The organism is Marinobacter suaedae (genome assembly GCF_030519635.1).
GTDB lineage: Bacteria > Pseudomonadota > Gammaproteobacteria > Pseudomonadales > Oleiphilaceae > Marinobacter > Marinobacter suaedae.
The window spans coordinates 190831-205359 of sequence record NZ_JAUMIS010000001.1; the positions used below are offsets into that span (position 1 = coordinate 190831).

Genomic DNA, 14529 nt, shown 5'->3' on the forward strand with positions numbered 1-14529 from the left:
ACCTATGCGTTCGACAGGCTAATTCTAAGAGCCGCCGACGCAGCGAACGGCGCCAATGTCAGTGCCAACACCAGGAAAGCCCCCAGCAGCGCCAGATATCCGCCCACGGCAGCCCCGTCCGCGGCAGCCGCAACTGTGCCGGTACCGAATATAAGCACTGGAATGTACAGCGGAATAATCAGCAGGGACAAGAGCACCCCCGCCGAACGCAAACCAAGCGTCAACGCCGCACCGATAGACCCGATCAGACTAAGTACCGGGGTTCCCACCAGCAGCGTCAGACACAACACCCAGATGGTGCTCCCCTCCAGATGCACCATCACGCCCAGAACCGGTGCCAGCAGCACCAGCGGCAGCCCGGTGAGCACCCAATGCGCCAGGGTTTTCGCCAGTACCAGCAAAAACAGAGGCTGTGGTTGCAGCACGAGTTGCTCCAGGGTGCCATCGTCAAAATCGTGCCGGAATAAATGATCAAGAGACAACAGTACCGACAACAGAGCCGCCACCCAGAGAATACCTGCGCCAGCTTCCCTGAGGAAGGCAACCTCCGGGCTTACGCCCAGTGGAAACAGGGTGACCACCATAACGAAGAACAGCAACGGATTCAGAAGATCCTGACGCTGCCGGAAAGCCACACGCAAATCACGGGCAAACACCGCTTTCATGGCCGAGGCACCGCTGACCAGTTGGCTCTGCGGCCGGATGACCGGACGAACCTCTGCATTCATCAGGCTGCCCCTCCCAAACGGATGCTCTGCAGACCCGGAAGTTCAAGGTGATGGTGCGTGGTCACCACCACGGCTCCGCCTTCCTTCGCCCGCTGTGCCAGCAGCGACTCGATGGCGTTCACGCCATCGGCGTCAATGGCGGTAAACACTTCATCCAGCAGCCAGAGCGGTTCGTCTGCGATGAGCAGCCTGGCCAGAGCAACGCGGCGCTGCTGCCCGGCCGAGAGCTTGCGGCAAGGGACATCTTCGTAGCCATGCAGACCGGTGCCAGCCAGGGCCTGACGCAAGACATCGTCCGGCAGCGGGCGGCGCCCGGCGGTCAGGGCACGCAGGTTTTCCAGTGGCGACAGTAACCCTTTGATGCCGGGCCGGTGACCCAGATACAGCATGTTCCGGTGGTAGTCTTCCCGGCAGTGGTTGCGCGATTGCCCGCGCCAAAGCAGGTCACCGGACCACGCATCATTCAGGCCGGCCAGAATTCTCAGCAAGGTGGTTTTTCCCGAGCCGTTGTCACCCTCGACACGGGTTACGGTCCCGGGCAGTATGGAAAAGGACAAGTCACGGAACAGCGTCCGCTCATCTCTTTCACACTGCAGATTGACAGCCTGTAGTAACGGCTCAGACATCAGGGCCCCGTAGACAAAACGATGCGCTGACAGGTGGCATCGGATTCATTCCAGGCTGACACATCACGGGTGCAGCCCTTATTCACAGCATTATTTGCCGGCGCAGCGTATTATAACGAAACCGCATGCGTATTACCCATGCTCACTACAAATCGACAACAATGCCCCCCCTGCCCAGCGCGCTTTCATGTCGTTGGGGCAAAATCCCTGCATGCGGCCGGCCAGGGTTCACCAGTGACGACCGAGAAAAATGAGACACTGCCGATGCGGTGCAGGCAACGGCAGTAACTCGAAGGGTCTTTATCGACTTACCCGTCCTCCGGTTGCCTGAATCAAATCAGGCTTCTATTAACCGTTCAACGAAAAACTCACAGTGCCCACGTGGCTCGGAGGGGAGTGGCCATTTGTCGACCTTGTCGGCGAGGGCCTTGATCGCAATGGCGGCTTTCGATCTTGGGTAAGCATCCAGAACCGCACGCTGACGCTGAACAGCCTTTCTGACAGCCTCATCGAAAGGCACCATACCGACATATTCCAGAGCCACATCCAGAAAACGCTCGGTTACACGGCTGAGTTTCTCGTATAAGTGACGACCTTCCTCTTCACTACGAACCTGATTGGCGAGAATACGGAAACGGTTGGTTCCGCATTCGCGATTCATCAGCTTGATCAGCGCATAGGCATCGGTGATTGAGGCTGGCTCGTCACAAACCACAAAGAGTAGTTCCTGGGAGGCCCGCATGAAGCTGACGACTAAATCAGATATGCCGGCGGCGACATCAACAATAAGTACATCAAGGTCGTCGGCCAGCTCACTAAACGCCTTGATCAGGCCTACATGCTCCATCGCTGGAAGCTGAGCCATTCGTTGGTTACCGGAGGCGGCTGGAACAACCCGCACGCCCCAGGGGCCCTCGACCAGAATCTCTTTCAGCTCACACTCGCCGGAAAGCACATCAGCCAGGTTTCGGTTCGCGGTAATTCCCAGCAAAACATCGACGTTAGCCAACCCCAGGTCGGCATCCAGAATCGCTACCCGACGCCCTCTCTGGGAAAGCGCAATACCCAGATTGACGGAAATGTTGCTTTTTCCCACCCCACCTTTTCCGCCAGACACCGCAATTACCTGAACCGGTTTAGCTTTATTCATGTTCGCCATTGTCTCTCGCCAGTTAATACAAGACCGTTTTTAATAGACGACCACTAACCTGACCGCATCGCTCAAATCAGCGTTTTTTTAACGTAAAGGCACAAAACACCGGATTTCTGAGAAAAACGCTTCGCCCACACCCTGCTGGTTTCGTCACTTTATCAGCCGCGTTAGAAGGAGTTCTCATAGGGGACGCAGATTGCCCCGCCAGGGGCAAGCCAACAGCCGCCAGCCGACCACTCCCCCCCTGAAAGTCTTAGCCAGTGCAGACCAGGACTTCACTTTATCGCCAGCCTCGCGTGAATTCCTCAACCATACTTCAAGCCCATGGCTCACGCCAGACTGGCGGATGGCAAGATCCGTACCAGTCCTTACGCTAAATAGATCACTTGCACCGGGATGCCGCCTGACTCAACAGGCCAGATACGGTATCCTTTCGCGGTTCCATAGCGCTGCTAAATCATCACAGAAAAACCCACAGATAGGTGATCCCATGCCAATCCACGAGGTTAAACACCCCCTGATCCAACACAAGCTGGGCCTGATGCGCCGGGCTGACATCAGCACCAAGAATTTTCGTGAACTGGCACAGGAAGTCGGTGCCCTGCTCACCTACGAAGCCACCAAGGACTTCAGCCTGCAGGAATACACCATTGACGGCTGGGCCGGACCGGTTCAGGTAGAACAGATTCAGGGCAAGAAGATCACCATCGTACCGATCCTTCGTGCAGGCCTTGGCATGCTGGACGGCGTTCTGAGCCTGATCCCGGTTGCCCGCGTGAGCGTGGTCGGCCAGATCCGCGACGAGGAAACCCTGGAAGCCAGCACCTACCTGGAAAAGCTGGTGGGCGAACTTGACCAGCGTATGGCCCTGATCGTTGATCCGATGCTGGCTACCGGTGGCTCCCTGATTTCCACCATCGACCTGCTCAAGAAAGCCGGCAGCACCGAAATCCGGGCGCTGGTACTGGTGGCTGCACCGGAAGGTGTCGAGAAAGTGCTGGAAGCTCATCCGGACGTGTCCATTTACACCGCCTCGGTGGATGAACGCCTGAATGAAAAAGGCTATATCCTGCCCGGCCTCGGTGACGCCGGCGACAAAATCTTCGGAACCAAGCAAAAGGACGTATAACGAATGCAAGACCACAGTCACGACCCGACCTGGAAACAGGCCCTCGCCGGCTCCCAGATGCTTCTGGTGGCCTTCGGCGCACTGGTGCTGATGCCACTGATCACTGGCATGGACCCGAGCGTTGCCCTGTTTACCGCCGGCCTCGGCACCATCATTTTCCATATTGTCACCGGTGGCCAGATCCCGATTTTCCTGGCCTCTTCCTTTGCCTTCATCGCCCCGATCATTGCCTCAAAGGGCAAGTTCGGCATGGAAGAAACCCTCGGTGGCCTGATGGCCGCGGGCATCCTGTACATCGCGCTCAGCGCCCTGGTACGCATGCGCGGCACGGGGTTTGTGCGTTCACTTCTGCCACCGGTGGTCATCGGCCCCGTCATCATGACCATCGGCCTGGGCCTGGCACCGGTTGCCGTGCACATGGCCTCGGGCCGTACCGGTGACGGGTCGGCCGAGCTGGTGCCCTACGACACCGCCATCTGGATTGCCATGACTTCCCTGGCCGTCACCATCATTATGTCCATCTGGGCCAAGGGCATTTTCCGCCTGATCCCGATCATGTTCGGTGTGGTTGTCGGTTACATCCTTTCCGCCTTCGCCGGTATCGTGGACACCACTCCAGTGCAGGAAGCCGCCTGGCTGGCAGTACCGAACTTTGTCAGCCCCGCATTCAGCTGGGGCGCGATTCTGTTCATGATCCCGGTCGCCATTGCACCGGCCATCGAGCACATCGGCGACGTGCTGGCCATTGGCAATGTGACTCGCAAAAACTACCTGGAAAAGCCGGGCCTCCATCGCACCCTGCTGGGTGACGGACTGGCCACCAGCGCCGCCTCCATGCTCGGTGGGCCACCCAACACCACCTACTCCGAGGTGACTGGTGCGGTCATGCTGACCAAGAACTTCAACCCGAAGGTCATGTGGTGGGCGGCCCTGACGGCCATCATCCTGGCATTCGTGGGCAAGTTCGGCGCTGCCTTGCAGACCATTCCTGCTCCGGTGATGGGAGGCATCCTGTGCCTGCTGTTCGGCTCCATCGCAGTGGTTGGCCTGAACACCCTGATCCGCCATCAGGTAGACCTGTCACAGCCTCGCAACCTGGTGATTGTCGGTGTTACTCTGGTGTTCGGTATTGGCGGCATGGTTCTGGGCCACCTGGAAGGTATTGCCCTCTGCGCTGTCGCAGCAATTATCCTCAACCTGGTTCTGCCGGGTCGCAGTGAAGCGTGGGGTAAAGCCATCTATGAGCAAAACGCCAGCTGACAGCTCCGGCATCAGCTTTACGGCCTTGTATACCGGTGCCGTCTGGCACCGGTATGGCCTGTCCGACGACGCCCTGGCAACCCGCCAGGGCCAGTGGCTATACCATCTCCTGTCGCCCTTCGAGGCAGCCAGCAAGGTTGCAATCGGGGGCAACCTGCAAACCTTCCTGCTCCAGCGCCACCTGATCATCGATCACCTGATTGACCAGGCTGTTGAAAATAACGGCGTGGGTCAGGTGCTGGAAATCGCCTGCGGGATGTCTCCCCGCGGTATCCGGCTCCGCCAGCGCCACCCTCACCTGCACATGGTGGAAGCCGATCTGCCCGACATGGCCGCAAAAAAGGCGCTGCGCCTGATGGCCGCCGGTCGCCTTGGCGAGCATCATCAAGTAACGCCCATCGACATTCTGGCCGAGCACGGTGAATACACCCTGGAAGCGGTTCTACAACGGGTCTTTGACAATCACGATCCGGTCATCGTCGTTACCGAAGGGCTGACCAGCTACTTTTCGCTCGAGGTGATCAGTGGCTTCTGGCAGCGCCTCTCCGACGCCCTGGCCCGGCGGCCAGGCTCGATCTATCTGTCTGAGAGTTATTACCAGCCCAAGCACGCCGCCCTGCGCGGCACCCTCAATGCACTGGGCCGGGCATTGGGCGGCATCACCCGAAGCCAGGTGTCTTTCCACTTTGATTCCGATGAGCAAGCCCGGGGTCACTTTCTGTCTTGCGGCTTCGGCGCGGCCACCATTCACGATCCCCGCGACTGGTACGCCAGGCTCCCGATTCCCCAAAGCCGTGGCGAACCTCTGATCAGATTGATTGAGGCCCGATAACAAACGCTGGGGCTCAGTTGTTAGCGACAAAAATTTCGAGCATACCCGACACTTCTCGAAACTCGGCTCCGATGGCGTCCACTGTGGCAGGCACATCATCAAGCCGCCGCTCCTTGCCGGCCTTTTCGACAATCTGGCACAGCGCGCCAAGTCGGGGAGCCCCCATATTGATGCAACTGCCCTTGAAGCTATGAGCCATCTGCGCCAGCGCTTCCGGGTCCTTGCCTTCCAGCGCCTGCCGAAGGCCTTCAATCCGTTCGCGGGAGTCGTTCAGGAAAGTTTCGATCAGCACGCCAAACTCATCATCCATAACGTCCTGGAGCTCAGCCAAGGCTTCCTGATCAAGGTGCGGTGTTTCGTTCATAGCCAACCTCTGCCGGGAAACCGGTCAATGCCGGTCGTTTTTGTTGTGATCCAACGGAGCGTCGGAATAGTCCCAGTCGTAAACAATCTCAATCCGATTGCCCCGTCCATGAAAACTGAGGGATTCTGACAGCTGCCGTAACAGCATCAATCCACGGCCTGCGTAGCTGGTGCCTATCACCGGGTCATCCGACAGAGGACCAGATGGTGTGTTTTTGGCTGTCGAAACCGGATGATTTTTGAAGTCGAAGCCAGAACCACTGTCTTCACAAACTACACGTAGGCGCCCTCCGTAGGGTTTCATGGAGTGAGACAGACTAAAGCGTATGAAGTGCCCATCGACCCTACCCAAGCGAACCTGACGCTCCCTGTAGTACTTGCCAAATCCTTCGGGAGAATGCTTCCAGTCCGAGGGTAATTCGAGTATCCCGTGTTCCAGGGCGTTGTTATAGAGCTCCGCCAGCACGGTGTAGATCTCACCACTTCTGGAGCGAAGTCCCGGCACCTCCATGCAGATGTGCAAGAGCAGCGGCAAGGGATTGAAATCCCCCAGCGTCCTTTCACGAAGTTCGTATTCGCAGTGCCACTCTGCCGGCCCCGGCAAGGTTGTCCGATCGGGCAACGGTGTTATGGCAGCGTCATCCACCATATCCACGCAAAATAAAGTAATGTCGTCGCTGTCCTGATGGGATCCGGTAAACTCCCGCAAACTGCCAATGACCGCATCGAAGGGATGCAGCCCCTGCGTCCGGGTTTCCAGCGCCCGGGCCACCCCGGCATCGCCAAACACCTCGCCAGCACGGTTGCTGGATTCCAGAACACCATCGGTCATCAGCATCAGGCTGTCACCGGGTTCGGTCGTCACCCGCTCCAGGTCAGCATTGAACTGATCCGGCGACAGGATACCCAGTGGCAAGTGGCGGGACGGCAGGGCTACATTGTCCCCGTTGGCTCGAATGAGCTGCGCATCCGGAAGGCCACCGTTCCAGAACCACAACTGATTCTCGTGAAATACCGCCTCAATCATCGCACCGCAACAGAACATGCCTGTGGGGAGAATTTGCTTGAGCTTCCGGTTAATCTCCCGCAAGACATCTTTGGCACTGAACCCCTTGGCAGCCATCCCGTAGAAAATCTCGGCCAATGGCATGGCGCCGATCGCTGCCGGCAGCCCATGACCAGTAAAGTCGCCCACGAAAATCAGCATCCCCCCGGCCGGCCTGGGAGACGCAAAAAGGACATCACCATTGAAGACGCTCAGGGGCGAGGCCAGATAACGAATATTAAACGCGTCCAGGCACCCGGTGTGAGCCACATTATCAAACACCCGCTTGGCAATCTCTTGCTCTCTGAGCAGTTGCTGATTCAGTTCTCGGATGTGGTCCCTTTGACCCGAAAGAGTTTCGTGCATGCGCCGCATACGATTGAAGGCATTGATCTTGGCCTCAAGCAGAACGCGATTGTAGGGCTTACTCAGGAAATCATCGCCCCCGGCATCGAGGCATCGGGCTAAATCTCCGGCTTCCGACAACGACGTCAGGAAAATCAGGGGCACCAGGCGCTCCCCGGCGAGGGCTTTGATCCGACGCGCCGCTTCCATGCCGTCCATCACCGGCATCAGGGCATCCAGCAAGACGATGTCGGGCTGCGCTTCTTCAAACAGGCGCACCGCCTCCTCACCGTCACGAGCATCAAACACGTCGTGACCCAGGCGCTTCACCAGGGTTTTAAGAATCAGCCGGTCAGAATCGCTGTCGTCCGCAATCAGTATTCTAAGCGGCCGCTGGTCGGCAATGGATGGGTCCACTCAGCCTCCGGCGGTTCACCCCTTAGCGGATGGCGAACAACTGCTCAAAATTGGAAATCGCCAGAATTCGACGAACGTCGCTGTTGCAGTTCTCGATGGAAATGCGTGCGCTGTCACCGCCAGCGTAGTCTCGCAGGAGCAGGAGCATGCCCAGGGCCGAACTGTCCAGGTAGGTGGTTTCTGACAAATCTATGACGTAATACTCGACTGGGTTGTCGGAATGCTCGTAAGCATCTCGAAACGCTTGGTGTGTACTGAAATCAAAGCGCCCTTCGACGCTGATAACCAACGTCTGGCTATCCTCCAGATGACGCGTCTCAATCGGCATTCCCAACCTCCATGAACTTCTTGTGCAGCAAACACATAACCTGTGGGCACCCCTTTCAGGACTAAGAATAGTCCAAGCCAATCGAATTGCATGCAAGGGCTATTACATCGCAGAAAAATTTAACGCCATGGGATCGGAAAGAGTCAACCAGCCCCACCCTTAGAGAAACAAAATGGCAAAAAAAAGGCACCCAACAGGGTGCCGAACAACGAAGGAGCCGTGATTTAGGAGACTTTCGGGTGCCAATTCAGGTGTAACCAGCACCCCCGGTCTGCTTCAAAAATTCTGGAGATCGCCGTCAGGAGATAATTGCTGTCTATCGAGTCTTGCCGTACAGCACGTTCGCACAGGCACTAGACTACTTTTCGCCTATAGTGCGAATGTTAACAGTTTGAGTATTTACGAAAGACTGACCGCACTGGATCATCAGATTCTAAAAAGGGACAAAACCGTCTCAACGACAACCGGCGCTTGTACAAACGGCTAGGGCGAATCTTCAGGACTCTTCGCCCGCTTCTTCCCGCAAGCCGTATTTACGAATCTTCTCGACCAGAGTGGTACGCCGGATACGCAGTTTTTCAGCAGCCCGGGCGACCACACCATTAGCCTCATTTAACGCCTGCTCGATCAGCCGCTTTTCAAGATTGGATAGATAATCCTTAAGGTCGATACCATTCACAGGTAATAAAGCCGGGGCATCCAACCCCATCAAACCGGGAACACCTGACGGCATGCTGTCGTGCTCGACAACACGGTTTTCATCGAAGTCATCTACATAGCGGAACTTCTTGGGCAGCTCCTGCACACCAACCACACCGTAAGGGAACATGATCGCCAGGCGCTCCATAAGGCTGGCCAACTCGCGAACGTTACCCGGCCAGTTGTGACTACACAGGCTCATCAGGGCCGCCGAATTAAGCCGTATCGATCCCCTCTTTTCTCTTTCCATCCGCGCGATCAATTCGTTAATCAGAAGCGGGATGTCCTCAGAGCGATCGCGAAGTGCCGGCATTTCGATGGGAAAAACGTTCAGACGGTAGTAAAGGTCTTCGCGAAACTCGCCTTTTTCGACCAACTCTTCCAGCGATTTGTGGGTCGCTGCAATAACGCGGACATTGGCATTCTGGGCGTGGTTGCTGCCGATTCGTTCAAAAGAACGCTCCTGAAGCACTCGCAATATCTTACCTTGAGTGCTCAACGGCATATCGCTGATTTCATCGAGGAAAATAGTGCCGCCCTCAGCCAACTGAAAACGACCGACCCATTCGGTTATCGCACCCGTTACCGCTCCCTTTTCGCACCCAAACAACTCACTTTCCAGCAATTCCGCAGGGATTGCTCCGCAGTTGACCGGTACAAAGGGCTTTTCGCGACGCTCGGAATGGTAATGCAGGTTACGCGCAACCACTTCCTTACCGGTACCGGACTCACCTGTAATAAGAACGCTCACGTCCTTGTCCGCCACCTGCTGCATCAACTGGCGAACCTGCTGAATCTTGCGTGATGTACCGACCAGGCTGCGGAACAATTGAAGATTGCGCTGCTGGCCCCGCTCCCGGGACTGAACCTGAAACTGATCGCGGTAGACCTGGGACCGATAGAGAGAGTCCACAAACTTGGTATAGTTCAGCGGCCATTCGAGCCGGGCAATAATGCGGGAGCGGCTGTCGTCTGGCAGCCCCTTCAGTACCGGATCGCCAATCAGCAGAATGGGAACGCCCTTGGCAGCCTGACAGAACGAATCGATGACCTCTTCGGCATTGGGATCCTGGCCATCAATCAGCGCGACACCAATGTCCGACAAACGCTCGGAGTCCCGGGAATTCAGCAAGTTTTTTGCCTCGTCCCCATGCACGACAGGCTCTTCGCCCATGAACTCCAGAATGGTGACTATATCCCGGCGTTTCGACTCATCGTCACTCAGCACCAGTACTTTATTGTCCTCGGACATCACAACCAATCTCTTGAAGTGAGTGATCGGTATTTATGACGCAAACCCTCTAAAGAGTCAATTTTATGACGCTATTTAAGACAGACTGATGAAATATTCTGATACGCCCTGGCAACATCGCGGTTTCGATTGACGGCATTCAACGCATCTTGTGTCTCTTTTCTGGCTCTCTGGGCACTTTCCTCAATGGCACCAACCAACTGCTGAAGTTCCTCCAGGCGCAATTGAACATCTGCAACGCTCAGTGCCCCGGACTCCATGGCCGTCATCATCGGACCCACTGACGGTTTGATATCAGCGTTCAGTGTACCCAACCGTTCCCAGTTTCCCTCACCCAGCGCTCCTGACAAATCTGCCAACAAACGGTCCACGGTATCCAGCAATTCTTGCGGGGATGACATACATATTCTCCTGTCTGAATCGGGCATTTAGGGAGCCGACAAAGGCGATGACGAATAAAAAGGGCCGGACAAGCCGGCCCCTCTCACTTTGCCCGAATCACCGGCGTGCGTCCCGCCGTGCTGCCGAGGCGGTAAACTCGCTGCTCCGGAATCCGGGGCTGAAGTCGTAGGGCTTGTAACCATCGTCCAAGCCATCAACATAGTAACGCTCGGCCTTCAGGTCATAGGTCATTTCCATGGTGGTCCAGAACACCGGCTCACTGTAGAAACTGATGTTGTGAGCCTCGGACACCCGCCACAAATTACCGTCTTCGTCGTACTCCTCGGACGCCAGGATCTGCCAGCTATCCTCATCGATATAGAACACACGACGATCGTAAATGTGGCTGATTCCAACCCGTCGCCTGGCTTCGACCACCCACACCCGGTGCAGCTCGTAACGGGCCAGCGACTGATTGATGTGGCGCGGACGAATCACATCATCCGGACGGACTTCTTCATCGTGCAGCATGTAGGCGTTGTACGGTACGTACAGCTCGCGCTTGCCCTTGAGCTCCCACTCGTACTGGTTCGGTGCTCCATTGTACATGTCCTTCTGGTCCACCGAGCGGAGTGAAGAGGAATTCGGCAGGTCTGTCTCGTAGGCCAGATTCGGCGAACGACGCAGACGACGGGAACCGCTGTCATAGCGCCATGCCAGGCGGGGAGAACGAATCTGGTCGAGGGTTTCGTGTACCAGCGTGATCGTGCCTGCCAGTGTAGCCGGTGAAACCGTATTGGTTTTCAGATAGAAGATCTTGTTGTCGAATTCCTCAAGCTTCGCGTCCTTCTTGCTGTAGGCGATAAAGTACTGGTAGTCGTTCACGACCGGGTTATACGAACCATCCCGCTGAGGCGTTGCAGAGGCACTTCGGAACTCAATTTCGGTGCCACGGTACCGCAGGATATGATTCCAGATGGCCTCCAGACCATTCTTGGGGATCGGGAAGGGGCTGGTCATGATCGCATCGCGCACGCCGTTGCCGTTATCGAGCAATTCGGCCGACAGCGCGTTCTCTTTCAGCTTTTCATAAACATGCTGGGGATAGGCTGCGGTTCGACGGCTTTCATAAACCGGAAGAAAAAAGTCCGGCCCATACTGGTCAAGCATTTTCAGATGACCCTCTGACAGCTTGTCCTTGTACAGATGAGCATTAGCCTTGGTAATAATGAACAGCGGCTCATCGTCGGGAAAGGGATTGGTCTCGATGTCCCCTTTTTTCCAGGAAGCCGGGGGTGTGTTCAGACCACCTGTCCATTCTGGAATCGTTCCGGCGGCGTTTGCCGCCCGTTCCGCGCCGACGGGAGTCAACTCACCGCCCAGCTTTGCAGCTTCTTCCGGTGCGACCTTCGCCAGCGCCGTTCCGGACAAACCAAGCAAAGCTACCGTAATACCGGCAACAATAGGATTCCGCATTCCTTACACCTCCAGAAAAAACATGCACTCCCGATTAAGCCATTGGCCCACCGTCGGGTGTCAGCACAAGAATCAGCCGCTTTTGGGCAGCATCTTTGTGCCAAATTCAAACGGTCGTTTCAAGCGATTGTTTGTAGATTCTTGTGAAACAGCAACAGGACATTCCGATGCAGAAATTTACGCGGGAAAATGTTAATATTGGCGGCTTACTTTCGATTTGAACCGTTCTTCAGCTGCGGGATTCTCCATGGCGTCACCCTGGTACTCACTGGTTTCGCAAAAACTTTTTCTGGCCAGATGCTTGCTGGACCAGAGCACCACTCGGGTCGACGGGGAAGAGGCAGACCGTACGACGGACACGGAACGGACACTGAAGAGCGAGGCCGCCAGGCAAGGGGCGGTAGAACTGATGCTCCGGGCAAGACAACTGTTACTGACCATGATAGCCCGGCATCATCAGTTTCGAAACGAACAGCCCGCCAGCCTTGAAGAGCTGGCAACACTGGTTGGAGAACATTCGTACGAGGCAATAAAACTTCTGGAACTCAGCCGTACTTCAGGCAGCTGGTGGCAGCATCTGGATCAACTCGAACGAGCCCAGAGCAATCCACCCGTGAGCCGCAAGACGGTCAGTTCGGACAACATTATCGCCATTTCTGCGGAAACCGGCCCAGACCGATCCGAAGGTGCCCTGAAGAAATCCCTGGGCGCACTGAAGCAATTTGCCGACGATCTGGAAGAGCAGCACAGCGAGTGGTAGCTCAGCGCTCAACCCGATCCATCAACATAAAGGTTTAGGATATGTCACCCTCATTTTTTGAAATCGTTCAATTGAGCAACGGCGATTACGCACTGCGCCGCATTGATGATGAGAGTGCGCCGCTGGTAAAAATCTCCTTTTCGGAGGAAGCTCGCGAGATGATGGCAGACAAGGATATGAATGTGGCGAAAGCAATGATTGCCGCGGGCATTGAGGCCGTGGGCAGCGTTGCCCATGACATCGACTGGGAAGAAGACGACCAGGAAACCGCCGAGATAGCGCCCTCCTACACGCTGCACTGATCCCAGTACCGCCTTACATCAGGCCTGACCGAATCACCGGGGTAATCCATTGCGGGGCATTCCGCCCCGCACCTTCCTAATCAGCGTTGACGAAGCACAACCCCGTGACTATTGCCTCGCGCCGAAGCTTCCTGAAGCTCACGAAATGCAGACTTACTCAGCTTCTGCGTCCACATCACGACCGCGTGGCAGGTACCTGCACTCAAAGCACGCTCGGCCAATTCTTGCGCGGAGTATTCCGGCGTGGAACGCAGCACCAGCAACTGGCCTGTAACGATCCCGTGCATTTTTTGCCACTTGCTCACCAGAGCTTGGGGTGGGTCAATCCACGCAAGCCAGCGTTTTTCCTGATTGAGCTGGGTCAGCATCGGTAGCAGCAACTGGAAGTTTTCAACCTGCTCCTGAGGCATGATGATCTCGGTCACATTGCCAACACTGGGAGCCGTCCGGGACTCTGACTTGGGACGCGTACTGATGATCGCCCGCTTTTCGGTTCCAACAGATGAGGAAAGCGGATAGGGCATCGCGCCCTGATGAAAAGCGGTGTTCTGACTGAAGCTCAATTGTTCCATAACCTAGCTGCTCCCAGACTGTCCGGATTACCTGACCTGATTAGTGGAGATCCGACCGGCGGATAACTCCCACCCCCAGACCTTCGATAAACAAATGCTCCTCGGCGAGATCCACCTCGATGGGATCGAACTCTTCGTTCTCCGCAATCAGGAAGACCTTGCTGCCTTCTTTACGGTAACGCTTGACGGTTACCTCGTCCTCGCCAACCCGTGCCACGACAACCTGACCATTGTGGACATCCTGTGTGCGATGGACCGCCAGCAAGTCACCATCCAGAATACCGATGTCTTTCATACTCATTCCACGCACCCGCAGCAGGTAATCTGCCGAGGGGGAGAAAAATTCCGGCTGCAGGGTGACATGATCCTCAATGTGCTCCTGCGCCAGAATCGGGCTACCAGCAGCAACCTGACCAATGACCGGCAAGCCCAGATCCTCCTCGGCTTCCGGCAAACGGATGCCCCGACTCGCTCCTGGAACCATCTCAATGGCGCCTTTACGGGCCAGCGCACGAAGATGCTCTTCGGCGGCATTTGCGGAACGGAAACCGAGTTCCGCGGCAATTTCCGCGCGGGTGGGCGGGTAGCCGGTCTCATCCAGATACCGCCGGATGATATCCAGCACCTGAGATTGCCTTGCGGTCAGTTTCATGGGAGTTCTCCGTCAACTCATTTCCGAGACAGCCCTTGCATTGCATTTAAGCGCTCTGGGCATGCCCTGTTTTTATATACAGTAAACAAACTATATACAGTGTTTTATCCAGTGTAAAGCCCACTATGAATTTCTGGTGCAGACCGGCGGGCAGCGACGAGGATTGTGATAAGGTTCTGGAAAGGCAGTCTTTAAGGACACTGAGCGTT

Annotated in this window: 16 protein-coding genes; 5 read left to right on the top strand and 11 right to left on the bottom strand. The window is 56.2% G+C overall.

The genetic code is table 11. The features are described from left to right. Positions 1–2 precede the first annotated feature (2 nt). The 3 genes from ccmB to QVZ43_RS00785 form a co-directional block, all read right to left on the bottom strand. Positions 3–728: a heme exporter protein CcmB gene (gene ccmB, locus QVZ43_RS00775; protein WP_302908491.1), complete on the bottom strand. Its 726-nt coding sequence runs from the start codon at positions 726–728 to the stop codon at positions 3–5. Further along, positions 728–1354 carry a cytochrome c biogenesis heme-transporting ATPase CcmA gene (gene ccmA, locus QVZ43_RS00780; protein WP_223793863.1) on the bottom strand — a complete coding sequence of 209 codons (627 nt, stop codon included), beginning with the start codon at positions 1352–1354 and terminating at the stop codon, positions 728–730. Before ccmA ends, ccmB begins: the two co-directional genes overlap by 1 nt. Positions 1355–1691: 337 nt before the next feature. Then, the gene (locus QVZ43_RS00785) at positions 1692–2504 is read right to left on the bottom strand and encodes a MinD/ParA family protein (RefSeq protein WP_302908492.1); all 813 of its coding nucleotides are present in this window, start codon (positions 2502–2504) and stop codon (positions 1692–1694) included. A 493-nt stretch (positions 2505–2997) separates the two neighbouring features. On the opposite strand from QVZ43_RS00785, the gene upp reads away from it, so the two are divergent. From upp to QVZ43_RS00800, 3 genes are read left to right on the top strand one after another with little or no spacing between them, the layout of a single operon-like run. Next, positions 2998–3636: a uracil phosphoribosyltransferase gene (gene upp / locus QVZ43_RS00790; RefSeq protein WP_223793865.1), complete on the top strand. Its 639-nt coding sequence runs from the start codon at positions 2998–3000 to the stop codon at positions 3634–3636. A 3-nt stretch (positions 3637–3639) separates the two neighbouring features. Further along, a complete protein-coding gene (locus QVZ43_RS00795) occupies positions 3640–4896 on the top strand; it encodes a uracil-xanthine permease family protein (protein ID WP_302908493.1) in 1257 nt (418 codons plus the stop codon). Beyond that, a complete protein-coding gene (locus QVZ43_RS00800) occupies positions 4877–5728 on the top strand; it encodes a class I SAM-dependent methyltransferase (protein WP_302908494.1) in 852 nt (283 codons plus the stop codon). The genes QVZ43_RS00795 and QVZ43_RS00800 overlap by 20 nt, the downstream gene beginning before the upstream one ends. A 13-nt stretch (positions 5729–5741) precedes the next feature. On the opposite strand, the gene QVZ43_RS00805 is transcribed toward QVZ43_RS00800, so the two are convergent. From QVZ43_RS00805 to QVZ43_RS00830, 6 genes are all read right to left on the bottom strand, one after another. Further along, positions 5742–6092 (bottom strand): Hpt domain-containing protein, encoded by a 351-nt coding sequence (locus tag QVZ43_RS00805; RefSeq protein ID WP_302908495.1) that lies wholly within the window; start codon positions 6090–6092, stop codon positions 5742–5744. A gap of 24 nt (positions 6093–6116) precedes the next feature. After that, positions 6117–7898, bottom strand: a complete 1782-nt coding sequence (locus QVZ43_RS00810; RefSeq protein WP_302908496.1) for an ATP-binding SpoIIE family protein phosphatase — start codon at positions 7896–7898, stop codon at positions 6117–6119. Positions 7899–7920: 22 nt separating this feature from the next. Next, positions 7921–8226, bottom strand: a complete 306-nt coding sequence (locus QVZ43_RS00815; protein ID WP_223793870.1) for an STAS domain-containing protein — start codon at positions 8224–8226, stop codon at positions 7921–7923. Between the two features lie 496 nt (positions 8227–8722). Continuing rightward, positions 8723–10177, bottom strand: coding sequence for a sigma-54 dependent transcriptional regulator (locus QVZ43_RS00820; protein WP_302908497.1), 1455 nt, complete (start codon positions 10175–10177; stop codon positions 8723–8725). Positions 10178–10248: 71 nt separating this feature from the next. Further along, entirely contained in the window at positions 10249–10578 is a 330-nt protein-coding gene (locus tag QVZ43_RS00825; RefSeq protein WP_302908498.1) for an SOS cell division inhibitor, read from the bottom strand. Positions 10579–10675: 97 nt separating this feature from the next. Then, positions 10676–12034: a DUF1329 domain-containing protein gene (locus QVZ43_RS00830; protein WP_302908499.1), complete on the bottom strand. Its 1359-nt coding sequence runs from the start codon at positions 12032–12034 to the stop codon at positions 10676–10678. A 247-nt stretch (positions 12035–12281) separates the two neighbouring features. Between QVZ43_RS00830 and QVZ43_RS00835 the strand changes: the two genes are divergently transcribed. Both QVZ43_RS00835 and QVZ43_RS00840 read left to right on the top strand, forming a co-directional pair. Then, the gene (locus tag QVZ43_RS00835) at positions 12282–12794 is read left to right on the top strand and encodes a DUF6586 family protein (RefSeq protein WP_302908500.1); all 513 of its coding nucleotides are present in this window, start codon (positions 12282–12284) and stop codon (positions 12792–12794) included. Positions 12795–12835: 41 nt separating this feature from the next. Then, complete coding sequence (locus tag QVZ43_RS00840; RefSeq protein ID WP_223793875.1) at positions 12836–13096, top strand: hypothetical protein; 261 nt, start codon at positions 12836–12838, stop codon at positions 13094–13096. Positions 13097–13176: 80 nt separating this feature from the next. Here the strand turns inward: QVZ43_RS00840 and QVZ43_RS00845 are convergent, their stop codons facing one another. Both QVZ43_RS00845 and lexA read right to left on the bottom strand, forming a co-directional pair. After that, a complete protein-coding gene (locus QVZ43_RS00845) occupies positions 13177–13668 on the bottom strand; it encodes a cell division inhibitor SulA (RefSeq protein ID WP_223793876.1) in 492 nt (163 codons plus the stop codon). A 40-nt stretch (positions 13669–13708) separates the two neighbouring features. Continuing rightward, positions 13709–14320 carry a transcriptional repressor LexA gene (gene lexA, locus QVZ43_RS00850; RefSeq protein WP_223793877.1) on the bottom strand — a complete coding sequence of 204 codons (612 nt, stop codon included), beginning with the start codon at positions 14318–14320 and terminating at the stop codon, positions 13709–13711. Positions 14321–14529 lie beyond the last annotated feature (209 nt).

What these genes read in the sequence shown, in the direction of transcription:
- ccmB (WP_302908491.1), bottom strand. Translation starts at nt 728, where the DNA reads ATGAATGCAGAGGTTCGTCCGGTCATCCGGCCGCAGAGCCAACTGGTC.
- ccmA (WP_223793863.1), bottom strand. Translation starts at nt 1,354, where the DNA reads ATGTCTGAGCCGTTACTACAGGCTGTCAATCTGCAGTGTGAAAGAGAT.
- QVZ43_RS00785 (WP_302908492.1), bottom strand. Translation starts at nt 2,504, where the DNA reads ATGAATAAAGCTAAACCGGTTCAGGTAATTGCGGTGTCTGGCGGAAAA.
- upp (WP_223793865.1), top strand. Translation starts at nt 2,998, where the DNA reads ATGCCAATCCACGAGGTTAAACACCCCCTGATCCAACACAAGCTGGGC.
- QVZ43_RS00795 (WP_302908493.1), top strand. Translation starts at nt 3,640, where the DNA reads ATGCAAGACCACAGTCACGACCCGACCTGGAAACAGGCCCTCGCCGGC.
- QVZ43_RS00800 (WP_302908494.1), top strand. Translation starts at nt 4,877, where the DNA reads ATGAGCAAAACGCCAGCTGACAGCTCCGGCATCAGCTTTACGGCCTTG.
- QVZ43_RS00805 (WP_302908495.1), bottom strand. Translation starts at nt 6,092, where the DNA reads ATGAACGAAACACCGCACCTTGATCAGGAAGCCTTGGCTGAGCTCCAG.
- QVZ43_RS00815 (WP_223793870.1), bottom strand. Translation starts at nt 8,226, where the DNA reads ATGCCGATTGAGACGCGTCATCTGGAGGATAGCCAGACGTTGGTTATC.
- QVZ43_RS00820 (WP_302908497.1), bottom strand. Translation starts at nt 10,177, where the DNA reads ATGTCCGAGGACAATAAAGTACTGGTGCTGAGTGACGATGAGTCGAAA.
- QVZ43_RS00825 (WP_302908498.1), bottom strand. Translation starts at nt 10,578, where the DNA reads ATGTCATCCCCGCAAGAATTGCTGGATACCGTGGACCGTTTGTTGGCA.
- QVZ43_RS00830 (WP_302908499.1), bottom strand. Translation starts at nt 12,034, where the DNA reads ATGCGGAATCCTATTGTTGCCGGTATTACGGTAGCTTTGCTTGGTTTG.
- QVZ43_RS00835 (WP_302908500.1), top strand. Translation starts at nt 12,282, where the DNA reads ATGGCGTCACCCTGGTACTCACTGGTTTCGCAAAAACTTTTTCTGGCC.
- QVZ43_RS00840 (WP_223793875.1), top strand. Translation starts at nt 12,836, where the DNA reads ATGTCACCCTCATTTTTTGAAATCGTTCAATTGAGCAACGGCGATTAC.
- QVZ43_RS00845 (WP_223793876.1), bottom strand. Translation starts at nt 13,668, where the DNA reads ATGGAACAATTGAGCTTCAGTCAGAACACCGCTTTTCATCAGGGCGCG.
- lexA (WP_223793877.1), bottom strand. Translation starts at nt 14,320, where the DNA reads ATGAAACTGACCGCAAGGCAATCTCAGGTGCTGGATATCATCCGGCGG.